The sequence below is a fragment of the Brevundimonas sp. FV1ps31S genome, assembly GCF_058681265.1.
Map to the genome: position 1 here is coordinate 1,799,626 of NZ_CM178735.1, position 23,099 is coordinate 1,822,724.

At 67.9% G+C, this 23,099-nt stretch carries 18 protein-coding genes and 1 pseudogene; 11 read left to right on the top strand and 8 right to left on the bottom strand.

Annotated features, from left to right (window positions below; translation table 11 throughout):
- Window positions 1-48 precede the first annotated feature (48 nt).
- From ACVPT3_RS08525 to ACVPT3_RS08540, 4 genes and pseudogenes are all read right to left on the bottom strand, one after another.
- A pseudogene (locus tag ACVPT3_RS08525) lies at window positions 49-2,094 on the bottom strand (DNA methyltransferase); the annotation flags it as partial.
- A gap of 37 nt (window positions 2,095-2,131) precedes the next feature.
- Window positions 2,132-3,343, bottom strand: a complete 1,212-nt coding sequence (hutI, locus tag ACVPT3_RS08530) for an imidazolonepropionase (RefSeq protein ID WP_492043702.1) — start codon at window positions 3,341-3,343, stop codon at window positions 2,132-2,134.
- Window positions 3,340-4,062, bottom strand: coding sequence for a histidine utilization transcriptional repressor HutC (gene hutC, locus ACVPT3_RS08535; RefSeq protein WP_492043703.1), 723 nt, complete (start codon window positions 4,060-4,062; stop codon window positions 3,340-3,342). Before hutC ends, hutI begins: the two co-directional genes overlap by 4 nt.
- Window positions 4,059-5,435: a formimidoylglutamate deiminase gene (locus ACVPT3_RS08540; protein WP_492043704.1), complete on the bottom strand. Its 1,377-nt coding sequence runs from the start codon at window positions 5,433-5,435 to the stop codon at window positions 4,059-4,061. The genes hutC and ACVPT3_RS08540 overlap by 4 nt, the downstream gene beginning before the upstream one ends.
- A 74-nt stretch (window positions 5,436-5,509) precedes the next feature.
- On the opposite strand from ACVPT3_RS08540, the gene hutG reads away from it, so the two are divergent.
- The 3 genes from hutG to hutH are packed head-to-tail and all read left to right on the top strand — an operon-like array spanning window position 5,510 to window position 9,564.
- Complete coding sequence (hutG, locus tag ACVPT3_RS08545; protein WP_492043705.1) at window positions 5,510-6,331, top strand: N-formylglutamate deformylase; 822 nt, start codon at window positions 5,510-5,512, stop codon at window positions 6,329-6,331.
- 20 nt (window positions 6,332-6,351) lie between these two features.
- A complete protein-coding gene (gene hutU, locus ACVPT3_RS08550; protein ID WP_492043706.1) occupies window positions 6,352-8,010 on the top strand; it encodes a urocanate hydratase in 1,659 nt (552 codons plus the stop codon).
- A gap of 24 nt (window positions 8,011-8,034) precedes the next feature.
- Window positions 8,035-9,564 (top strand): histidine ammonia-lyase, encoded by a 1,530-nt coding sequence (gene hutH, locus ACVPT3_RS08555; RefSeq protein WP_492043707.1) that lies wholly within the window; start codon window positions 8,035-8,037, stop codon window positions 9,562-9,564.
- 48 nt (window positions 9,565-9,612) lie between these two features.
- On the opposite strand, the gene fni is transcribed toward hutH, so the two are convergent.
- Window positions 9,613-10,644, bottom strand: coding sequence for a type 2 isopentenyl-diphosphate Delta-isomerase (gene fni / locus ACVPT3_RS08560; protein ID WP_492043708.1), 1,032 nt, complete (start codon window positions 10,642-10,644; stop codon window positions 9,613-9,615).
- A gap of 40 nt (window positions 10,645-10,684) precedes the next feature.
- The gene (locus ACVPT3_RS08565; protein WP_492043709.1) at window positions 10,685-12,511 is read right to left on the bottom strand and encodes a PPC domain-containing protein; all 1,827 of its coding nucleotides are present in this window, start codon (window positions 12,509-12,511) and stop codon (window positions 10,685-10,687) included.
- A gap of 94 nt (window positions 12,512-12,605) precedes the next feature.
- Here ACVPT3_RS08565 and folD point away from each other — a divergent pair, with 94 nt between their 5' ends.
- From folD to ACVPT3_RS08590, 5 genes are all read left to right on the top strand, one after another.
- Entirely contained in the window at window positions 12,606-13,529 is a 924-nt protein-coding gene (gene folD, locus ACVPT3_RS08570; RefSeq protein WP_492043710.1) for a bifunctional methylenetetrahydrofolate dehydrogenase/methenyltetrahydrofolate cyclohydrolase FolD, read from the top strand.
- Between the two features lie 60 nt (window positions 13,530-13,589).
- Window positions 13,590-14,267, top strand: coding sequence for a LemA family protein (locus ACVPT3_RS08575; RefSeq protein WP_492043711.1), 678 nt, complete (start codon window positions 13,590-13,592; stop codon window positions 14,265-14,267).
- Window positions 14,264-15,082, top strand: coding sequence for a TPM domain-containing protein (locus tag ACVPT3_RS08580; RefSeq protein WP_492043712.1), 819 nt, complete (start codon window positions 14,264-14,266; stop codon window positions 15,080-15,082). Before ACVPT3_RS08575 ends, ACVPT3_RS08580 begins: the two co-directional genes overlap by 4 nt.
- Complete coding sequence (locus ACVPT3_RS08585) at window positions 15,082-15,762, top strand: TPM domain-containing protein (RefSeq protein ID WP_492043713.1); 681 nt, start codon at window positions 15,082-15,084, stop codon at window positions 15,760-15,762. The genes ACVPT3_RS08580 and ACVPT3_RS08585 overlap by 1 nt, the downstream gene beginning before the upstream one ends.
- A 74-nt stretch (window positions 15,763-15,836) precedes the next feature.
- Window positions 15,837-16,589 carry an endonuclease/exonuclease/phosphatase family protein gene (locus tag ACVPT3_RS08590; RefSeq protein WP_492043714.1) on the top strand — a complete coding sequence of 251 codons (753 nt, stop codon included), beginning with the start codon at window positions 15,837-15,839 and terminating at the stop codon, window positions 16,587-16,589.
- Here ACVPT3_RS08590 and ACVPT3_RS08595 read toward each other — a convergent pair.
- Window positions 16,586-18,064, bottom strand: coding sequence for a phospholipase D-like domain-containing protein (locus ACVPT3_RS08595; protein WP_492043715.1), 1,479 nt, complete (start codon window positions 18,062-18,064; stop codon window positions 16,586-16,588). The two genes, ACVPT3_RS08590 and ACVPT3_RS08595, sit on opposite strands and share 4 nt — an antisense overlap.
- A 161-nt stretch (window positions 18,065-18,225) precedes the next feature.
- On the opposite strand from ACVPT3_RS08595, the gene ACVPT3_RS08600 reads away from it, so the two are divergent.
- From ACVPT3_RS08600 to ACVPT3_RS08610, 3 genes are all read left to right on the top strand, one after another.
- Window positions 18,226-18,405, top strand: a complete 180-nt coding sequence (locus ACVPT3_RS08600) for a hypothetical protein (protein WP_492043716.1) — start codon at window positions 18,226-18,228, stop codon at window positions 18,403-18,405.
- Between the two features lie 115 nt (window positions 18,406-18,520).
- On the top strand, window positions 18,521-21,196 hold the full coding sequence (locus ACVPT3_RS08605; RefSeq protein WP_492043717.1) for a coiled-coil domain-containing protein: 2,676 nt from the start codon (window positions 18,521-18,523) through the stop codon (window positions 21,194-21,196).
- A 77-nt stretch (window positions 21,197-21,273) separates the two neighbouring features.
- Window positions 21,274-21,867: a hypothetical protein gene (locus tag ACVPT3_RS08610; protein ID WP_492043718.1), complete on the top strand. Its 594-nt coding sequence runs from the start codon at window positions 21,274-21,276 to the stop codon at window positions 21,865-21,867.
- Between the two features lie 6 nt (window positions 21,868-21,873).
- On the opposite strand, the gene ACVPT3_RS08615 is transcribed toward ACVPT3_RS08610, so the two are convergent.
- Window positions 21,874-23,043, bottom strand: a complete 1,170-nt coding sequence (locus ACVPT3_RS08615; RefSeq protein ID WP_492043719.1) for an MFS transporter — start codon at window positions 23,041-23,043, stop codon at window positions 21,874-21,876.
- Window positions 23,044-23,099: the final 56 nt, after the last annotated feature.

The following is a 23,099-nucleotide window of genomic DNA, read 5'->3' on the forward strand; positions in this document are numbered from 1 at the left end:
GTCCGCCGCGCCGCGCTCGACCACCGACATCGCGATCCGCACATCGGCGCGTCCGGCGCCCGTGACCCACGGATGGTCGGGTATGGCGAAGACCAACCGTATCGGCGGTCGCCTGGACAGGTGGTGTTCGATGACGCGCCGTGAAAAGGTCTGGGTGACGGAATTGGTGGTGATGAAGCCGAACCGACGAAGGATCGACCCTTCACGGGTCAGGATCTCGGCCGCCCGGTCCCACCAGGCCGTCACCAGATCGGCCGAGCGGAAACGTCCACCACGCACCATGTCCAGCGCCTCCACATAGCCGTCGCCCAACTCCGCCCTCAGATCCTTGCCGGCGATGAAGGGTGGATTACCGACGATGAAGTGAACCTCGGGCCAGGGCGTGGGGTGGGGATCGACATAGTGTTCGATCTCACGGTCCGCCGCTTCGTCGAACAGCCGGCCGACGGGTTGCGTCAGCACCCGTCTGGCCTCGTCGCGCGCCAAGTCCACTCGCGAACAGCTGACCAGGGCGTCGGTGCGGATCACCCGACGAAAATCCTTCAGGATCGGCTCGGACGGCTGAGCGTCGCCGAACAGGCGGAAATGCCATTGCAGATAACCGATCCACATCACCATCTCGGCGATCCAGGCCGCGTAGGCGTTCTTCTCCAGGCCATGAAACTGCTCGGGGCTGACCACATGGCCCTCCAGTCCCAGCCGGCCCTGGGCCTCGCCCATCTCGGCCAGGACGCCCAGCACCTCGCCTTCCAGCTCCTTTATCATCCGCATGGCGACATAGAGGAAGTTGCCCGTCCCGCAGGCGGGATCCAGGACGCGCACCCGGCACAACTGATCGTGAAAATCGCGGACCATGCGTCTCGCGTCGCGGACGTCTCCCTTGACGTAGAGGCCGATGGCCTGGGCCTCGATCGCCTCCCATTCGGTGCGCAGCGGCTCCATGACCGTCGGTTCGATCAGGCGTTCGACAAAGGCGCGCGGGGTATAGTGGGCGCCCAATTCGGCCCGTTCCCCCGGGTCCAAGGCCTGTTCCAGCAGGGCGCCGAATATGGCCGGCTCAACCATGGCCCAGTCGCATTTGGCCGCTGCGATAAGCGCGTCCAGCTCCTGTTCCGTAACCGGCAGGGGATCGACGGTCCTGAACAGTCCGCCGTTGAACTGGCGGATGCGCTGCTGGGTCGCCAGACAGTGGCCGCCGCGATCCATGGTCCTGAAGAAGACCCGCGCCGCCTCGTCGAATCTGTCCGCCTTGCCGCGATAGCTTTCGAGGAAACCCAGAAAGCCCCGATCCTCGATCAGGCCGACGCTGTCGGCGAACATGGCGAAGATGCACTGCATGACGAACAGCGCCGTGCGACTGGCCCGTGCGGCGCGAACGACGCGGTCGTCGTCAGGCCGCGACTGTCGCAGGCGCATCGATCGGACCAGCCAGGCCAGCCGCGCTGCGATATCGGTGGTGACCGCAGCGACCTGGGCGGCGGGATCCAGGGACAGGGGATCGGTCCAGACCCGCCTCAGCCGCTCGCGCACGTCCGGCGTCCGCAGTTGATCCAGCTCGATCCGATAACTGGCGCGGTCGGGAAAGGGCGCATAGGCCTTGCCCTGTCGGGCGAAATCCGACCACAGCTCGATCGACCGGCCGACATCGACGATGACCAGAAAAGGCGGCCACTCGTCCAGCGCCTTGGCGTAGTTCTCGGCCTGCCGCTTTGCGGTCCGCATCAACTTGTCCAGCGCATACGGCGACGGCGCGCACCCCTTGCGTGCAGGCTGTGCGAAACGCGCCAGTTGCACCGCCGGGTCCAGCGGTCCCCCGTCCCGACGTTTCAGCGACTGCTTGGCTTCCAGCACGAAACAGCCGCGTTTGGCGCAGTCGATATAGCCAGGGTGGCCGGCGCCGTCCTCGTGCTGGAAACGGACGGGGCGTTCGAAACAATAGTCGAGGTCGCCCATTCGCTCGTCATCGGGAGCCGGAGCGCCGATCAGTCTGCACAGCTGGATGATGAAGGTCTGATACTGCGCCCGTTCGCTGATCGGCGCCTCCGCCCAGTGGGCGATGAAACCCTCGGCGTCCTCAGATTGCTTCCAACTCATGAAAGCAACCTAAGGTTATTTTAATCGTACATGCAACTTAAGATCGTATCCCCTCCAGCCAGCGCGCGTGAAGCAGGGGCTTGCCGAGCCAATAGGCCAGTTCGGCCGGGCGGGAGATGTCCCAGGCGGCCAGGTCTGCGGCCTTGCCCGCTTCCAGCGTGCCGCAGCGATCAAGCAGACCCAGCGCCCGCGCCGCCTCCCGCGTCGCTCCCGCAAGCGCCTCCTCCGGCGTCAGGCGGAACTGGACGCAGGCCAGGTTGAGCGCAGCGGTCATGGAGGCCAGTGGAGAGGTGCCGGGATTGCAGTCCGTCGCCACTGCCATCCTCACCCCGTGGGCGCGCAGCCGCTCCACCGGCGGCGCCTGGATCTCGCGCAGCATCAGAAAGGCGCCGGGCAGCAGAACCGCGACGACCCCAGCCTGGGCCATGGCCGCGATCCCCTCCTCGTCGGCGTGTTCGACATGGTCGGCCGACAGGGCCTGATATCGTGCGGCCAAGGCCGCTCCGCCGCCGTTCGAAAGTTGATCGGCGTGCAGCTTGACCGGCAAACCGAGCGACCGCGCCTTTTCGAACAGGCGAGCCACCTCGGCGGTCGAAAAGGCGATGGGCTCGCAATAGGCGTCCACGGCGTCGACAAGCCCTTCCGCCTGGGCGGCCGGCAGGATTTCATCCACAGCCTTGTCCACATAGGCGTCCCGGTCGCCGCGATGCTCGGGGGGCACGGCGTGCAGGCCCAGGTAGGAGGTGCGGACGCGGATCCCGCCCTCGCGTCCGATGCGACGGGCGACGCGCAGCATCTTCAGCTCGCTGTCCCGGTCCAGTCCATAGCCCGATTTGATCTCGACGGTCGTCACCCCCGTCGCCTTCAGCCCGGCCAGTCGGGTCATGGCCGAGGCGAAGAGCATGTCTTCCGTGGCCGCCCGCGTCGCCTCGACCGAAGAGACGATGCCCCCGCCGGCGCGGGCGATCTGTTCGTAGGTGGCGCCGCCCAGCCTCTGTTCGAATTCGCCGGACCGGTCTCCGCCGAAAACCAGATGGGTGTGACAGTCGACCAGACCAGGCGTCAGCCAGCGGCCGTCCAGACGTTCGGTCTCGGCCGCCTCGACCTGCGGCAGTTCGGCGCGCGGTCCGATCCAGGCGATCCGTCCGTTCATGATGACGACGGCGGCGTCTTCGATCGCCCCATACGGAGCTTCGCCCTCGACCATGGTGGCGGCATGACAGTCGATCAGCAGTCGGTCGGCCTTCATCGAGTCGGAGCCTTGGCATGGGCGGACGAGAACAGGGCCACCAGATCATAGCGGTCGCCGGGAAACACCTGACGAACCCGTGTCACCCCCTGTCCGTCGCGCCAGGTCCGGCGTTCGACATACAGACAGGCGGCGCCCGGCTTCATCTTCAACAAACGCGCGGAACGGCTGTCGGCCTCGACGGCGCCGATCCGGTTCTCCGCCTGGGTCCAGGGTTCGTAGTCGAGAAGCCAGCTTCCTGGCGGTACGGATTGGAAATCCACGGTTTTGGCCTGAGGCGCGGCGGTCAGAGCGATCAGCCTGTGTTCGAGCGCCAGGGGAATGGCGTCGGCGCTGTGCAGACAGGTGAGCTCCAGCAACCGGCCGCCCGCAGCCAATTCGGTCTCGGCCTTATCCACCGGCTCCCGCTCTGTTTGATCCAGTAAAGCATAGTCATAGACTTGCCCGCGTTGTCTTACCTCGGCTCTCAGGTCGGGAATCGCCAGGAAGGCGGCGTGAGCCTTGGGCTGGGCGACGAAACTGCCGGCGCGGCGCCGGCGCGTCACCAGGCCCCGCCCCGCCAGCTCGGACAGGGCCTTGGACACGGTCATCCGCGAACAACTGTAGCGTTCGGTCAGTTCGTGTTCGAACGGAATACGCTCGCCGGGAGCCAGATCTCCCGACAGAATACGGCCTTCCAGATCGGCGTAGATACGTCGGTGCAGCGGTTCGGTCGTCACGCCAGCACCGCCTGGAGGGCCTGGCGATACCGGGCCTCGATGGCGTCCCGCGCCACATGGCGGCCATCGCGCACGACCTCTCGCCCCGCGCGCCAGACCGAGGCCACGCTGTTCGTCGGCGCGCCGAAGATCCAGCTGTCCAGAACGGCGTCGCCCGACCGGCCCGCGAAGGCGATCCTGCGCGTGTCCAGTGACACGATATCGGCCGGTCCGCCGACGAAGAGGCCGCAGCGCGCGCCGCTCGCCTGCTCCCCGCCCGCCAGGACCTGCTCGAACAGGGCGCGGCCGGTGGATCGGCCCGGATCGGCCATCATCGCCCGTCCCCGCCGCGTCAGCCGCTGGCTGTATTCCAACATCCGAAGTTCCTCGGCCAAGCCGATCTGAACGTTGGAATCCGTGCCCACGCCGAGGCGTCCGCCGGCCCGCGCAAAATCCACCGCCGGGAAAACGCCGTCCCCCAGATTGGCCTCGGTGATCGGGCAAAGGCCGACGACGGCGTCGCGTGCTGCCACGCCCCGCCATTCCGCTTCGGTCACATGGGTCGAATGGATCAGACACCAGCGGGCGTCGACCGGCGCGTTGGCCAGCAGCCATTCGACCGGCCGCGCCCCGGACCAGGCCAGACAGTCGTCGACCTCGCGGGTCTGTTCGGCGACATGGATATGGATCGGCCCTGCGCCCGCCAGAGGGGGCAGACGGGCCAACTCGTCCGCGCTGACCGCCCGAAGACTGTGCGGCGCGATCCCGACGACCGCACCCGCCATGTCCGCGGTGATGTGTCGGCACCGCTCGACCAGATCGGCGAAACCGTCCAGATCATTGATGAACCGCCTCTGGCCCGACGACGGCGGTTGACCGCCGAAACCGGCGTGGGCGTAGAAGACCGGCAGCAGGGTCAGGCCAATGTCCGCCGCCTGGGCCGCCGCGGCGATCCGTGCAGCGACCTCTCCCCGGTCGGCGTAGGCGGCGCCGGCCGGGTCGTTGTGGAGATAGTGGAACTCCGCCACACGCGTGAACCCGCCTTCCAGCATCTCGGCGAAGGCCAGGGCGGTGATGGCCTCGATCTCCTCAGGCCCTCCCCGGTCCAGGAAACGGTACATCAGCTCGCGCCAGGTCCAGAAGTCGTCGTCCGACGGCCCCCGCGCCTCGGTCAAACCGGCCATGGCGCGCTGGAAGGCGTGGCTGTGGACATTGGCGACGCCCGGCAGGGCCGCGCCCCCGCCCTGATCGGTCGGCGAACGCGCGACCCCCGTCGTCACGGTGGCGATCCGCCCGTCCGCCAGGCCGATCCGCACGTCCCGCGCCCAGCCGTCCGGCAGCAGGGCCGCCTCGAACCAGAGGGTGCGATCCACAGGCTGCGGCTCAGGGCTCACTGGACAGGTCCGTCTCGTTGCGATCAATATGTCTAGACATACCACGACAGATCGATTTGGCGAGGGAGGCCGAGATGACCAACGACTGGCTGACCGTCCACGAGGGGTCGGCGCCGCTGGTGATCGGCCTGCCGCACACGGGGACCGATATTCCCGCCGCCATCGAGGCGCGGATGACCTCGCCCTGGCTGGCCCGCAAGGACGCCGACTGGTGGGTGGATCGGCTGTATGATTTCGCCGCGGAAATGGAGGCGACCATGGTCCGCACGGCCGTTTCGCGCAGCGTGATCGATGTAAACCGGGACCCGTCCGGCGCCTCTCTCTATCCCGGCATGACGACGACGGGCCTGTGCCCGACCGAGACCTTCGACGGCGAACCCCTTTATCGTCCCGGCCAGGCGCCCCACGACGCCGAGATCGCGGAGCGTCGCGCGGCCTGGTTCGATCCCTATCATGCGGCGCTCGAGGCCCAGATCGACCGTCTGCGCCTTCAGGGGCCGGTCGTCCTCTACGACGCCCATTCAATCCGCTCGGTCGTGCCGCGACTGTTCGACGGCGAACTGCCGCAGTTCAACATCGGCGACAATGACGGCGCGACCTGTGCGGCGGACCTGACCCGGGTGGTCCAGGACGCCTGCGCGGCCAGCGGGTCCAGCCTGGTCGTCAATGGCCGGTTCAAGGGCGGATGGACCACCCGCCGCTATGGTCGGCCGGCCGCTGGCGTCCACGCCATCCAGATGGAGCTGGCGGACCGGGGCTATATGCTCGACCCCGTGGGGCCGGTGTCGCCCGACAACTGGCCCAGCCCCTACGAGCCGCAACGCGCCGAGGAGATGCGCCGTCATCTGCGCCGCGTTCTGGCCGCCTGCCTCGCCTTCGCCCAGACCGTCCGCTGATCGCCCGCCGAGAGCCCGAGATGAACACGCCCAACGCCCGGATCGTCCGCAGCCCGCGCGGACCGGACAGGACCGCCAAGACCTGGGCCGCCGAGGCGGCCATGCGGATGCTGATGAACAATCTCGACCCCGAGGTGGCGGAGCGGCCGCAGGACCTGGTGGTCTATGGCGGGATCGGCAAGGCGGCGCGAGACTGGCCCGCTTTCGACCGGATCGTGGAGACCTTGAAGGCCCTGGAGGCGGACGAGACCCTGTTGATCCAGTCCGGCAAGCCTGTTGGCGTCTTCCGCACCCACGCGGACGCCCCGCGGGTCCTGATCGCCAATTCGAACCTGGTCCCGAAATGGGCGACCTGGGAGCATTTCTCAGAACTCGACCGTAAAGGTCTGATGATGTACGGGCAAATGACCGCCGGGTCATGGATCTACATTGGCACCCAGGGGATTGTTCAAGGCACCTACGAAACCTTCATGGAGGCGGGTCGCCAGCACCATGGCGGCGACTGGTCAGGCAAATGGATCCTGACCGCCGGCCTGGGCGGCATGGGCGGGGCCCAGACCCTGGCGGCGACCATGGCGGGAGCCTCCTGTCTGGCGATCGAATGTCAGCGCAGCCGGATCGAGATGCGGCTGAAAACCCGCTACCTCGACGTCATGGCCGAGAGTCTGGACGAGGCCCTGGCCCTGATCGACGGCGCGCGAAAAACCAAAAAACCTATATCTGTCGGACTTCTGGGCAATGCGGCGGATGTTCTTCCGGAAATGGTCCGCCGCGGCATTCGCCCTGATCTGGTCACCGATCAGACCAGCGCCCACGATCTGGTCAACGGCTATCTGCCGTCGGGCTGGACCGTCGCAGAATGGGAGGATCGGCGCGTCAGCGATCCGGCCTCGGTCGCCGCAGCCGCCCGCGCCTCCATCGTCGCCCATGTCACGGCCATGCTGGACTTCCAGTCGGCGGGCGTTCCCGTCGTCGACTACGGCAACAATATTCGCCAGGTGGCCTTCGACGACGGGGTGGCGAACGCCTTCGACTTCCCCGGCTTCGTGCCTGCCTATATCCGCCCCCTGTTCTGCCGCGGCATTGGCCCGTTCCGCTGGGCGGCCCTGACCGGCGATCCGGAGGACATCCGCAAGACCGACGCGGCGATGAAACGCCTGTTCCCCGACAATCCAGGCCTGCACCGCTGGCTCGACATGGCAGGTGATCGTATCGCATTCCAAGGACTTCCGGCCCGTATCTGCTGGATTGGATTGGGTGATCGCCACCGCGCCGGCCTGATGTTCAACGCCATGGTGGCGTCGGGCGAGTTGTCCGGCCCCATCGTCATCGGCCGCGATCACCTGGACAGCGGTTCGGTCGCCAGTCCGAACCGCGAGACCGAGGCCATGATGGACGGTTCGGACGCCGTGTCCGACTGGCCCCTGCTGAACGCCCTGTTGAACACAGCCTCGGGCGCCAGCTGGGTGTCGCTGCACCACGGCGGCGGGGTGGGCATGGGCTATTCCCAGCATTCCGGCGTGGTCATCGTCGCCGACGGCACGCCGGAGGCCGCCGGACGGCTGGAGCGGGTGCTGTGGAACGATCCCGCGACCGGCGTCATGCGTCATGCCGACGCCGGCTATGACATCGCCCGGGCCGCCGCGCACGAGCATGGCCTGAATCTTCCCAGTCTCTGAATCTTCCCAGTCTGAAGGCCTGACATGACGACCCTGACCCTCGGCCAATCCCCCCTCGCCCTGGCGCAGCTTCGCACTGTGCTGGACGGTGCCGTGACCGTCTCGCTCGCCCCGGCCGCCTGGGCGAATGTCGAGAAGGGCGCCGCGACCATCGCCGCCATCGTAGCCGAGGGCCGCACCGTCTATGGCGTCAACACCGGCTTCGGCCTTCTGGCCAACACCTCCATCGCCCCCGAGGATCTGGAGACGCTGCAGCGGAACCTGGTGCTCAGCCACGCCTGCGGCGTCGGCCCCCTGCTGCCCGACGCCGTCGTCCGCCTGTTGATGGTGCTCAAGATCGCCAGTCTGTCGCGCGGAGCCTCCGGTATCCGCCGTGAGACGCTGGAGGCCCTTATCGCCCTGGTCGACGCCGACGTCCTGCCCTGTATACCGTCCAAGGGATCGGTCGGCGCCTCGGGCGACCTCGCGCCCCTGGCCCATATGAGCTGCGTCCTGATCGGCGTCGGCGAGGCGCGTCTGAACGGCGAGACTCTGGAGGCCGAGGCGGCCCTGGCGAAGGTCGGACTCTCGCCCCTGACCCTTGGACCAAAGGAGGGTTTGGCCCTTCTGAACGGAACCCAGTGTTCGACCGCCCTGGCTTTGGCCGGACTGTTTGCGGCCGAGGCGGTCTTTGCTGCGGGAATCGCCGCCGGCGCTCTGTCGGTCGACGCCTTGAAGGGATCGGACGCGCCGTTCGACCCGCGCATCCACGCCCTGCGCGGCCAGCCGGGCCAGATCGATGTCGCGGCGCGGCTGCGGGCGCTGATGGCCGGATCCGCCATCCGGGACAGCCACCGCGACGACTGCGCCAAGGTGCAGGATCCCTATTCCCTGCGCTGCCAGCCCCAGGTCATGGGCGCAGTGCTCGACCTGTTGAGGACGGCCGCGGCGACTCTCGCGCGCGAGGCCAACGCCGTCACCGACAATCCGCTTGTCTTCATCGAGGACGGCGATGTCATGTCCGGCGGAAACTTCCATGCGGAACCCGTTGCTTTTGCGGCCGATCAGATCGCGATGGCCCTGTGCGAGATCGGCAATATCTCCGAACGGCGCACGGCGATCCTGGTCGATCCGAAGATGAGCGACCTGCCGGCCTTCCTGGTCCGGGAGAGCGGGTTGAACTCGGGCTTCATGATCGCCCAGGTCACGGCGGCGGCCCTGATCGCCGAGAACCGGATGGTGGCCCATCCGTGCAGCGTCGACACCGTCCCCACCAGCGCCAACCAGGAGGATCATGTCTCCATGGCCACCCATGGCGCGCGCCGCCTGCTCGACATGGCGGAGAATGCGGCGACCGTAGTCGGCATCGAACTCCTGGCGGCCGCCCAGGGCCTGGAGTTTCATCGCCCTCTGACCAGTTCGCCGCTGTTGGAGCAGGTCTTCGCCATCGTTCGTGAGGCGGCGGCCCCCTATGCCAGCGACCATTATTTCGCGCCCGACATCGCCCGGGCGACCGATGGGGTCCGGGCTGGGCGTTACCGGGATTTCGCGGGCGAGCTTCTGCCCTCCCGGTGACTTTATGGACTTGTCCGACTCCGCCCGGCCTGCGTGCGTGCGTCCAGATCAGTCGATCGCCTGAAGCGGTGCACCGCGAAGCGCGGCCAAGTTCCCGGAATTGGTGCAGAAACACGCTGTTCTGAGTTGTCTTACAAGGCCCTGGAAATGCGCGACGACCGCCTCGGTCGACAGGGTCGCCGCCTCCAGCACCCCGGCGGCCTGTCCGACGATGTCGGCGCCGAGGCGGATGGCGCGGGCGACGTCCAGGCCGTTCCGAATACCTCCGGATCCGATCACCACGGCGTCAGGGCAGGCCCGCCGCACATCGAAAATGGCGCGAGCGGTCGGAATCCCCCAGTCGGCGAAGACTGCGGCGTGCGCCTTGTCGGCCGGATCGGCGGCGCGTTCGCCCTCGATCAGGGCCCAGTTGGATCCGCCCGCGCCGGCGACATCAACCGCGGCGGCCCCCATGTCGATCAGCCGCCGCGCCGTGGGCCCCGACAGGCCGGCCCCGGTCTCCTTGACCACGACCGGAACCTCCATCTTGCGGATCAGCGCCTCCAGCGCCGCGCCGACGCCCCACCAGTCCCGATCGCCCTCGGGCTGGCAGGCTTCCTGGAGCGGGTTGAGATGGATGACGACGGCGTCGGCGCTGATCATCTCGACCGCACGACGGGCTTCGTCCAGCCCGAACCCCCGCGTCAACTGGGCCGCGCCGATGTTCGCCAGGATCGGGGTGTCCGGGGCGCGCCGACGCAGATCCAGGTCCAGTCCGGCTGCGGCGGCGTGCTCCATGGCCGTGCGTTGCGATCCCACGGCGAAGGCGATGCCGAGGTGCTGGGCCGCCTCAGCCAGACGGGCGTTGACGGCTTCTGCGCGCGCCGGCCCCCCGGTCATGGCGCTGATCAGCAGGGGCGCCTTCAGTCGGCGGCCCAGGAAGTCGGCGCCCAGGTCGATCTTGTCGTGATCCAGGTCCGGCAAGGCCTCGTGCACGAAACGGATCGAATCGAACCCCGCGTCGCGGGCATGACGGCCGCGCCCGGACAGCACCACATCCAGGTGCTGATCCTTACGGCCGGACAGGAGGGGGTCGCTCATCAGGCTGGATTAGGAGGGTATCGTGGCCCCGATGGGGCGGTCAGGGCTGACGTTCGACGGCCAGGGCGTAGGCGCCGGTTTCGTTCGGACCATAGGCGCCGGCGCGAACGACGTACCAACCGTCGTGAGGCGCGGTCCAATCCAGCTTGGCGTGGGTGTCGGACAGGCTGTCGTCGTCGCTGACGAGACTGTCGAAATCCTCGCCATCCTCGCCGAGGTCAAGAAAGGCGTCGAAGACATTGGAAACCAGGGTAATCCTCAGCTTCTCGTCCTTCTTCGCCTGGAACCGGTAGGCGTCAAAATAGGCCCCGTCGTCAGTCAGCAGATCGGTCGAACTCAAGGTTCCCCGCGCCGTGGCGCCGACCAGGATACTGCCCGGCCTGGGCTCGGGACCGCGGTCGATCAACTCCAACGCATAGAGCCCCTTTTCCTCGGCGGACAAGGGCAAGGCGCGCAGAACATAGTCGCCCGACGCGGGCAGGGTGAAGTTCAGTCGCGCGTCTGTGCCTTCAGCTAGTCCGTCGTCGTCGCTGGCCAGGGCTTCGTATTCGCCGTCGGCCGATCCGATTTCCAGATAGGCGTCGAAATCGCCGGAGCGGAGGATCGCCTGGATGCGCTGCCCCTCCGAACCGGTGAAGACATAGGCGTCATAATGTTTGCCATCGTCCGCCTGGGGATCCTCGACCGTGAGCTCGCCTTCGCTCGTCTGACCGAACACCGCGACGGTCGGCGGCGGCGGCGGCGCGACTTCGGTCAATTTCAGGACGAACCGCCCCTCGCCGTCGCCGCTGAGGGCGCGAGCCTCGACGATATAGTCGCCGGCCGCTTCCAGCGTCTGGGCGATCCGCGAGTCGGTGCCCGTGCCGGCGCCGTCGTCGTCCTGAGCCAGGATGCTGTTGTCCACGGCCCCGCGCAGCGTCAGATAGGCGTCGAAATCCTTGGATGAAAGTTCGATCGCAACCCTTTGACCGGCCTCGGCGGTGAACTGGTAAAAGGCTGCGCGCTGGCCCTCGTCGTTGATACCCGTGTCGTCCCCCAAAACGCCGTCGACGCTGTCGCCGATGGCCAGGGGCGTGGCGGGCGGCGCGGGCGGCGCCTCCGCGAGGCCCAGGCTGTAAGATCCTCGCCCATCCTCCAGCGCTGTGGCGCGGATCACATAATCGCCGGCCGCCGGGACCGTGAACACCAGCCGAGAATTCAACCCGTCGTCGGGGCCGTCGTCGTTCTGGGCGAGCTCGACGAAATCGGGGCCGTCCATGCGGCCGATCCGCACCAGCGGGTCGAAGGCGTCGGAGTCCAGGGTGACGACCAGCCTCTGATCTGCAGCCGCACGGAAGCTATAGGCGTCGTAGCGCCCGCCGTCCGCGTCCTCCGGGTCGCGGTCGGTCAGTTCCCCCCTCTGCTGCCCGCCCAGACGAAGGGGGGATGGACGCGGCGTCCGGGGCGGCGTCGGCCGTTCGCGCAGGGACAGGTTGTAGTCGCCGCCATCCGGCCCCGACAGGGTGCGCGCGCGCAGCACATAGGTTCCAGGTGTCTCGGGCGTGAAGCGCAGCCGGGCGTTCGTGCCCTCGTCCAGCCCGTCATCGTCCTCAGCCAGGGGGACGTCGGAGCCCTCGGCGTAGACCGACAGATAGGCGTCGAACGCACTGGAGCGCAGAATGGCTTCCAGCCTCTGGCCCGCGCGGGTCTGGAACCGGTAGTCGTCATAGCGGTAGCCCTCCTCGCCGGTCACGGCGGCGTCCCCCTCTGTCAGGGCCCCGTCCACCGAGGCGCCGACTCTCAGGGTCTGCGCGTTCTGAGCCTGGGCCGGCGAGGCGGCCCACAGGATAGCGAGCGCGCTGACGGCGACGAAGGGCGAGGTCTTCATGAGGATCTCCGGGAGTCTGCTGCGCATCATAGACGCCGAACCGCGACGGCTGTAAATCGCGCCTTCCCTTTATTCACCGCCCCCGGAGTCCTCCATGTCGGCCGAGCCAAACCGCGCGACCCTGATCGACGGAAAAGCCTTTTCGACCGCTCTGGTGGACCGCGTCGCCGCCGCCGCCGCGCGTCTGGAGGCCGCACAAGGCGTGAAGCCGGGACTGGCCGTGGTCATCGTGGGCGAGGACCCCGCCAGCCAGATCTACGTCCGCAACAAGGGCGAGACGACGGTGCGAGCGGGCATGAGGTCCGACACCCATCGCCTGGCTGAGACCACGTCTCAGGATGAGTTGCTGGCCCTGATCGCCCAACTGAACCAGGACCCCGGCATCCACGGCATACTGGTTCAGCTGCCGCTGCCCAAGCATATCGATTCGTCGGTGGTGCTGGACGCCATCGATCCCGACAAGGATGTCGACGGCTTCCATGTCGTCAACGCCGGGCGGCTGGCCGTCGGCCTGCCGGGCCTGGTTCCCTGTACGCCGCTGGGCAGTCTGATGTTGCTCAAGGATCAACTGGGCGACCTCACGGGGCTGAACGCTGTCATCGTCGGTCGGTCCAACATCGTCGGCAAGCCGATGGCGCAGCTGCTGCTGGGCGAGAGCTGCACCGTCACCATCGCCCATTCCAAGACCCGAGACCTGGCCGCCCTGTGCCGCACGGCCGACATCCTGGTCGCCGCCGTCGGCCGGCCCGAGATGATCAAGGGCGACTGGATCAAGCCGGGCGCGACCGTGATCGATGTCGGCATCAATCGCGTCCCCTCTGCCGATCCGGTCAAGGCGGCGGAAGGCAGAACTCGCGTCGTCGGCGACGTGGCCTTCAAAGAGGCCGTCGAGGTCGCCGGGCGGATCACGCCGGTGCCGGGCGGCGTCGGCCCCATGACCATCGCCTGCCTGTTGGCCAACACCTATTCGGCGGCCTGTCGATCGATTGGAACGGAGCCGGAGCCATTGGACGCTTGAAGCGTTGCCGTCGTGAGGCGATAGTCGCCGCACCGGCGGATCGCCGACAGGGGAAAATCCATGGCTCGCTTCAACGTTCGCGCTCTGGCTCTCACCGCAGCCCTCGCGCTCACCCCGGCCATCGCCGGATGCGGCTATAATACGATCCCGACCAAACAGGAGCGGGCCGAGGCAGCCTGGGCCGATGTCCAGAGCCAGTATCAAAGGCGCGCCGACCTGGTGCCAAATCTGGTCGCCACGGTCCAGGGCGCGGCGATCCAGGAACGCACCACCCTGACGGATGTGATCAACGCCCGCGCTCGCGCCACCTCGGTCAATGTCTCCGCCGAAGATCTGAACAACCCTCAGGCCTTCCAGCAGTACCAGCAGGCCCAGGGCCAACTCTCCGGCGCCCTGTCACGCCTGCTGGTCTCGGTCGAAGCCTATCCTCAGCTTCAGGCCAACCAGAATTTCCTCACGCTGCAGTCGCAGTTGGAAGGCACCGAGAACCGGATCACCATCGCTCGCCGCGACTACAACGAAGCCGTGCGCGACTACAACACCACCCTGCGCACCTTCCCGAACGTCATCTGGGCCAAGACGGTGCACGGCGGCTCGCAGCCGATGCAACTGTTCACCGCCACGGCTGAGGCCCAGAGCGCGCCGCAGGTGAACTTCGATCTGGGCGGAGCCTCGCCCGCCGCGCCGGGCGGTAATGCGGCCGCGGTGACGCCGGGCTCCGCCCCGCCCGCCCGGTGACCCTCTTCCCCGTTCGGACACGGCGGTCGTCGGGCGTTCTCGCGGTCCTGATCGCCTTGCTGGCGGCCGCGACGCTCGCCCTGCCGGTGGCGGCGCAAGGCCGGCTGGACTTTCCGACCCTGACCGGTCGGGTGGTGGACCAGGCGAATCTGCTGGATCCCGCGACGGAACAGGATCTGACCGGGAAGCTGGCCGCGCTTGAGGCCCGGTCCAGCGATCAGCTCGTGGTGGTGACCGTCTCGAGCCTGCAGGACCAGGAGATCGAGGATTATGGCTATCAGCTGGGTCGCGCCTGGGGCATCGGCCAGAAAGAGGGCGACAACGGCGTCCTGCTGATCGTCGCCCCGACCGAGCGAAAGGTGAGGATCGAGGTGGGCTACGGGCTGGAGCCGATTCTGACCGACGCCTTCTCGTCCCAGATCATCCGCACCGAGATCCTGCCGGCCTTTCGCGACGGCGACTATCAGACCGGCGTCGTCCGGGGCGTGGACGCCTTGATCGCGCAACTGGAGCTCGATCCGGCGGAAGCCCAGGTTCGCGCGGCCGCAGCCGACCAGCCGCAGGATGGCGCCGCGCCGATCGCGCCCGCCATAATCATCATCCTGGGCCTGCTCTTTTTCTTCTTCGTCCTGTTCATGGCTGCAGTCGGGTCTTCGGGGCGCGGACGACGTCATCGGCGAGACGGCGTGACGCCGATCCTGATCTGGGCCGCCTCAGAGGCCCTGCGAAACTCCAGCCGTGGCGGCGGCTTCAAGGGCGGCGGCGGCTTTGGGGGCGGTGGCTTCGGCGGCGGCGGGGCGTCGGGGGGATGGTGATGCGATTTACCGATGACGACCGGACGCGGGTCGCCCAGGCCATAGCGACCGCCGAGCGCCAGACCTCCGGCGAAATCTTCTGCGTCCTGTCGCGCAGCGTCTCCGCCTATGTCGACGTCAGCCTCGCCTGGGCGGCGGTCGCAGCCCTGCTGACGCCCCTGATATTGATTCCGCTGGGTCTTGATCTGGTCTGGAGGGCGGATGACGGCTGGGAAGCCGCGCACGCCTCGGCCGAGGCGATCAGCGTCGGCCAGGCGCTCGGTCTCTACGCCCTGCTTCAGGCCGTGCTTTTCGTTGGGGTTTTCCTGGTGACCCGTATACCGCCGATCCTACGCTGGGTCACGCCCCGCAGCCTGCGCCGCGCCAGGGTCCGCCAGGCCGCGCTCCAGCAGTTTCTGGCCCAGGGCGTCCATACTACCCGAGAACGGACCGGCGTGCTGATCTTCGCCGCCCTGGCGGAGCATCAGGTGGAGTTGATCGCCGACGAGTCCATCCATGCAAGGGTCGAAGAGGCGGTCTGGGCCGATGCGGTCGCGGCCCTGACCCGCGGTTTAAGGAAGGGACGACCGGTCGCCGGGCTTGAAGCGGCGATAGGAAAATGCGGCCAGGTTCTCGCGGCCCATTTCCCACCCCGATCCGACAATCCCAATGAGCTGCCGGATCACCTGATCCTGCTGTGACCGTCGCATGGGGGTCGCAATCGACGCCCAAAAGGCCTAGCCCTCGCTCAAGTTCGGACCTGCCTCGCGAAGCCATGCCCCGCCTACTGACCTATAATGTTCATCGCTGCGTCGGCACGGACAAACGACTGGACGTCGATCGCATCGTAGCCGTGATCGGCGAGCACGAGCCGGATATTGTGTGCCTTCAGGAGTTGGACGTCGGCCGGGCGCGCACCGGCAAGGTCGACCAGGCCGAGGCCATCGCAGAGGGGCTGTCGATGACCTCGCGTTTCCACCCCGCCATGCGGGTGGAGGCCGAGCTGTACGGCGACGCCATCCTGACGCCGCATCCCGAAAAACTGATCCGCGCCGACTCCCTGCCGACGGTGCGGGGCATCCCAGGGCTCGAGCCGCGCGGCGCCATCTGGTCCGAGGTCGAGATCGACGGCGTCGCCGTCAATGTGCTGAACACCCACCTGGGGCTGGTGCCGCGCGAGCAGCGGCTTCAGGCGGCGGCTCTGGCGGGGACCGGCTGGCTGGGCGGCTGTCGCGGACCGACAATGCTGGCGGGCGACTTCAACGCCACCTCGATCACCCGCACCTATCAGACCCTGGCGCGCAAGCTGGACGACTGCCAACGGCGACTGAAGCTGAAGCCGTCGGTCAAGACCTTCCCTTCAGGCTTCCCCGCGATCCGCATCGATCACTGTTTCGTCAGTCCGGAAATCCGCATCACCGCCGTCCGGTCCGCCTTCTCCCCCCTGGCCCGCGTGGCGTCCGACCACCTGCCGCTGATCATCGACTTCGAGCTGATCCAGCCAGGCGTCGCCGAACCCGGCGTCTAGCCCGGGGCCTGGCCGCCCTCAGACGCGGGGCGTGTGCGATGTGACCGGTTCAATCGCTTCCACGGCCGCCAGGCGTCGGACGAGGAGGTGGGATCGCCGAACTGCCATTCGGCGAACAGGCGTTGAATCCGCGTCGGCGGTTCGGACCCCAGGGGCTTCAGTCGCGCGCTGTCGAAACTGCAGATCGCGGCTCCGGTGGACCCTAGGACCGCCTCGACCGCCGCGAAATCCTCAGCGGGCACGCCGATCCAGTGGCCGATGGAGCGATGGCGATGATTGACGATCACCTTGCGGCCCGCGTCGTCGATCGGCTCTGCGGCGATGTCGCACTCGGTGTCCAGCCCCATCGACCGGTTGTTCAGGTTCGAGGAGCCGATCCGCAGCAACCGGTCGTCAATGATGGACACCTTGGCATGGACGATGATCCGGTCGCCGCCCTCCGTCAGCGGCGCGAAAGCGAAGAAGCGATTGTACCTGTCCGCCTGTTCCAGCCGGTAGAGGACTTCGGCGCGGGCCGTGTCCATGGTCATGCTGTCGAACCAGCTTGGGCTTTGGCCGGTCGAGATCACCACCACTTCCGGTCCATCCACCTCGGCCAGCCGCTCCGCCAGGGCGGCGGCGATGAGGGGCGACGTAAAATACTGGTTCTCGAAATAGATCAGCTTTTTCGCCGCCCTGATCGCTTCCAGATGAAGGACCTCGTTCTCGCGCACCTCGTGACGGCCGCCCCATTTGGGCTCAGTGCGGGCGATGCCGACAGGAACCTCGGTCATCTGCGTCGCCACGCCGTCCGGCCAAGGGTCGTTGTCGACCTCGTCCGGGACCGTGCGTTCCCAGGTGGCCTTGAACCAGCGCTCCCGGGCTAGGTCTCCTAGGGCTCGAGCGGCGGGGCCGTCCATCACGCTCATCACTTCGTGCCGGGCCTTGCAGATGACGCCGCTCGGCAGGGTCCGGCGCGGGTCCTGGTCGAGGTGGTCGACGGAATCCCAACGGTCGGTCGAGATGTCGCCGCCGCCGCAGAATGCGACCCGGTCGTCGATCACGATCACCTTCTGGTGGTGACAGGCGCCGATCGGCCCCGGCGAGTCCATGCGGAACTCGACCATCCGCTTGCGGAACCAGCGCTGCGCCCTGTGCGGATAAAAGCCCTGGGAGGCGGCGATCAGCAGCGGCGACTTCCAGATCAGGAGACGGATGTCGAGATCGGGTTTCCGCTTCACCAGCATCCGCAGCTGGTGGCCGATTTCGTGCTGGCGGTCGCCGGGCCGGGTCTCCGGATCCAGGTGGGTGCGGGGATCGAACTGCCAACCCAGAATGACGATCGACCGTTCGGCCTTGTGCAGAGCCGAGGACAGGGCGTCGAAATAGGCTTCGTTTTCCATAAGGATCGAGAAGCGGTGCGCGATCTCGCTACGCCAGACGCCCGCTCCCGGGGTCAGCAGACTGCCGTCGTAGCTGTCGCCGTCGTGGGTCATTCAGCCTGCCTGCCCGATTCGCATGACACCGCGATGGAGAGCCTTCGCCTTCTCCGTTCCACGCGCGCCACGCCCGGTCAATCTTTACGCTGCGGGATTGTGACGTTCGCCAAACAGGCGCATAAAGTCATCGGCCATGGGGGCTGTGGGAGACGCCGACGATGCAGGCGCTGGTCGAATTGATCGCTGGCTTCATCGCATTGCTGGCCGCCGCCGTTCTGTCTCAGTTCGGGGTCGACATACATTCGCCTCGCCCTGCCGAACGCGAAGTCCACCGGGTGGCCGATTGCAGCCCGGAACCGGTCACGCCCCTCGCTTCTGAAACCAAGCGCGACTGCTGAACGAGAACAGTCCACGTCTGTCGGGTCTGTACGACTTGGACCTTGGGTTTCAAGCCGCTAGGGTCGAATCGGCGCGCCCTCGTGCGCCACGCGCATGAATCGAGCTCGACGCCTGATGAAATCCCGTAACCGGCCGCCGCTTAAGCTGACGAATGACGAGGCCGTCCCGCCCGCTGAGACGCCTGACGACGCCACGCCCGAGACTGAGACCGAAGCGCCGGCCGAGGCGAAGGCGGATGTCCGGATGGAGGCTGAAGCGGAGGTTCAGACCGAACTTGAGCCCCTGCCCGCCCCCCCGCCGGAACGCCCGATGTCGGAGCGTCGACGGCGGCGGCTGGCCGAAGAAGCGCGTCTGGCCCAGGCCCGCGCTGCGGAACCAGCCCCAAGCCCTCGCCCCGCCCCAGGCCCCGTTCAGGCCGCCGCGCCCGTTGAAGACGTTGCGCCCGAGATCGCCGCCGAGCCGACGCCGGAGTCGTCCGCCTCGTTCGAAATGGCCGTCGCCGCCGGCCAGCCGCCGGCGGCCTTCGAGAATTCCTGGCCGCCGATGCTGCGCTCCACCGTCTCGGCCCGGGCCTCGGCGGCGGCGGGCGGACGCACCGCCTATCTGATCGCCGCCCTGGCCTCGACCCTCTGGATCGGCGGCGTGGCGTCCTGGGCGGCCTACGAGTTCGGCTCCAGCGGTGCGGATCTGGATGCGCTTCGTCTCGCGATCTATGGCCTTATCGCCCTGGCGCCGGCGGGTCTGGCCGTCATGCTGGCCCATGCGGTGCGACAGGGGGCCGGCCTGGCGTTCGAGACCCGGCGCGCCAGGGACCTGGCCGAAGCTCTGGTCGCTCCCACGGCCCTGGCCGCCCAGCAGACGGGCGAGGTGCTACATTCGCTGCGCGCCGATATCGATCACGCCGCCCTTGCGGCCGAACGCGCCCGCAACGACATGGCGCTGCTGCGCCAAGCCCTGGTGGAAGAGACCAATCGGTTGAACGAGGCTGCGGAAAACGCCGGCCGCACCGCACGCCGTCTGAGCGAAAACCTCGCGCGCGAACGCGAGCAGATGCAGACCCTTGGCGTCCATCTGGATGGTCAGGCGGCCGGCGTGATCGATGCGGTCGAGCGCCAGTCCCGCATGGTGGCGGACGCTTCGGACCTGGCCCAGGCCCAGTTGCGCGAAGCCGAGGCTGCGCTTGCGGCCCGCGCCGCCGACCTGGCCGCCGCCGCCGGGGAGGCTCAGGACGCGGCGCGCGTCGCCGCCGACGATCTCGCCCGTCAGACCATCCGCCTCGAGAACGCCGGCTCCGGCGTCGCCGAACAGATCCAGTCGGTCGAGGAAGGGCTCAGCCAGCAAAGGGCCGCCTTGGTCACCGCCGCCTACGCCCTGCGCACCGATCAGGAGGACTTTTCCGCCCAGGTCGAAAGCCAGCGCGCCCAGTTCCTTGAAAATCTGTCGGCTACTCGGACGGCGCACGACGAGATGGGCCGAACCTCCAAGACCTCGATCGAGAGCCTGCGCGAGATACTCGAGGCCGCCGGCGATCAGTTCCGGGCCCTGGTCGACATGTCCCAACGCGAGGCCGACGGCTTCGACGCCGCCACCAAGGTTTCGCTGGACCGGTTCGAAGCCCTCGCCGCCGACGCCCGCGACACCCTGATGGAAGAAACCCGCCGGGCGCTCGAGCAGATGCGCGCCACGGCCGAGGATTCCCGCGCCGCCGCTGCGGACGCCGCCGAACAGGCGCGACTGCGCGCCGATCGGCTGGGCGAGGCCCTGTTCGAGGCGGCCCAGAAGGCCGATCAGGCCGCGGACGCCCGCATCGAGGACGCCCGCCGGATCGTGGGCGAAACCTCGGGCCTGGTCGACCAGGCCGGCGAGCGGATGGTTCAGAAACTGGAGAGCCTGGTCGATCGCCTGAACTCGGCCTTGTCCGAGATCGACACCGCCGTGGCCGACGTGGACGACCGTGCGGCCCGTCTGCCGCAAGAGGCCCGCGCCCGTGTCGACGCTGTGCGCGCCAGCGTCGAGGAAGGCTTGGCCTCGCTCGCGGCGGCCTCGCGCAAGGCCGCAGAGGACACCGAGGCTCTGGACGTCGGCTTCCAGGAACGGGTGCGCCGCAACTACGACATGTTGACCGAGGCCGTTCGCCTGATGGGCGTGGTGTCCGGCGACGCGCCGGCCAGTCGCCATCGCGAGCCTGCGCCCGAGCCGGAACGGTTCCGGCCCTCACGCGGCGCGACGGCCGAGGGGGAGACGCAGGACAAGAGTTCCGACAGGAGCTTTGGCCTGAGGGGCCGGCTCCGTCTCGCGCCGACGGAATCGACGCGCGCTGCCCCCGCCCCCGCCCCCGCCGCTGACGCGGGCCTTGACTGGAGCGATCTGGTTTCCGGCGGACAGGAGGAAGCGCCGCTCGACCTGAACCGGGCGGACGCCGACGCCGCCGAAACCGCCGCCTTGTCGGATCGGGTCGCTGCAGCCATCCGGCGAATGGGCGTGGATCCCAATGCGCTTCTGCCCCGGTCGCGCGTCGAAGAGGCCGCTCGCCTGCTCGGCGGCGGCGACGCCGACGGCGCGCGACGCATCGTTCGCCGGGTGGCGCCGGCTGCGGTGCGCAGCGTCTCGCGTCGGGTGCTCAGCGACCCGGAGCTTCGGGCTGACGCGGAACGCTATGTCGTTGTCTTCGGCGCGGATCTGGCGACCTATGCGCGCGCCGGCGACGCCGCAGCCGTTCAGAACCGTCTCGCCTCCGACGGCGGGCGCGCCTTCATGCTGCTCGACGCGGCGGTCGGCGACCTCGGTTGAGGCTTGACGTCAGACCCAAGTTCGAGCCACCTGCCGCAGTCACGAAAGCGTCACGCGTTGGGTAGGGATACGCCAGAATGGCCAACGACATCGCCGCCGCCGCACGGCCCGACCGCCGCCCCGGCATCGCCATCTGCGCCTATGACGCGGAGCCGGGATGGGACATGGTCGAGGACCTCTCCGGCGAAGTCTGGAGCCCGCCCGGCGCGCGCACTGTGCCCATCGACGCCGGAGATCCCGATCGCCTTGTCCATATCGTGGGCGAGCATTTGAGAAGCGGCGACTGTCGGGCGGTGCTGCTGGTGGGCCGGTCGCCCAAGTCCGAGGGGTTCCGGCTGCAGATGAGGGCCGAAAATCGCACCCTGCACGGCAAGGAACGTCTGTCGCCCACGGGACCGGGGATCGCCCGGACCACCGCCCCGGTCGCCGACATCGTCCGCGCCCTTGCGGCCGCCGGCATCGCCGCCGAAGCCTCGTCCAAGGCGGAAGACGATATCGGCTCCTATCTGCTCTACCGAATCCTCGTCGACCTCGTCGATGGTCCGCACACGCCGGCTGTGGGTCTGTTGCGCGTTCCGGACCCCGCCGACGAGAACACCGTGAAAAAGGGCGTCAAGGCCGCAGCCGCCGTCATGGCCGGACAAATGGCTCTGCTGCCCAGGGGGATCTAGTCCAGTCTAGATTCGCGCGAGCAGCAAGGGCTTCAGGGCCAGGATGGCGATCAGTCCCAGGCCGGCCAGCACCGCCATGGCCAGATACCCGCCGGCGCCGAAGACGTCGTACAACGGCCCGCTGGCGAGGGTCGCCGCGCCGATCAACACGCCGGCCGAGAGGGTCGAGCTCAAGGTTTGAGCGGCCGTCTGGCTGTCGCGAGGCGCCAGTCGTTCGATCAGTTCCACGCCCGCCAGATAGTTGGCGGCGAAACTGAAGGCGTGCAGGGTCTGCAGAGGCCAGAGGGCCCACAAAGGCGGAGTTGCGGCCATCAGGCCCCACCGCAGCACCGCCGCCCCCGCCGAGAGGGTCAGAATGGGCCACGGGCCGATGCCGCGACGCCGCCGCCAGGGATCGACGATCCACATCAGGCCGATCTCCGCCACCACGGCGAACGCCCACAAGGTCCCCGTCAGATGAGCTTCTATTCCCTGCTCCCGCCAAAGAATGGCGGAAAAGCCGTAATAGAAGGCATGGGTCGCCTGGACCGCGCCGACGGCCAGCAAGGCCGCCACCAGAACCGGGTCCTTCAACAACCGTCCCAATCCCTGGAATCGCGCCCATCCGGCCAGCGGCGCTCCGTCGCGTACCGGCTCAGGGGGCAGAACGCGCCACGCCACCAAGGCCACGCCGACACAGGCCAGGGTCACGCCGACGATCATCGCCTCGGCCCCGGCGGCCCGCAGAATGAAGCCCATGCCGATATTGGCGACGACAAAGGCCGCAGAGCCGAAGCCGCGCGGAACAGCAAAGGAGAACCCCTCGCGCCGCGCCAATCTCAAGGTCAGGACGTCGGTCAGGGGAATGATCGCCGCCGCGCCACTTGCCGCGATGAACCAGCAGATCGCCCAGGCGACAAATCCATCAGCCAGACCGGCCGTCCCGTACGCAAGGGCGGCCAACGCGGCGAGAAGCGCGATCGGCGTGCGCCTGTAGCGAAATCCGTCGGCCCAGATCGCGATGGCCGGACCCGTGACCAGTCGACCCAGCATGGGCGCGGCCAGCAGAACCCCGATTTCCGCCCCGCTGAGCCCCTGCGCCATCATCCACAGGCCAGCGTACGGCAGGCTGACGCCGGTTCCGGCGAACATCAGGGCGTAGTGAAACCCTGTGCGTGTCTTCGAGCCGAATCCCATGCGCCGCCATAGCAGATTTCCGCGCTTCTCCACCCGGCTCCTATCAAACAAGCTCG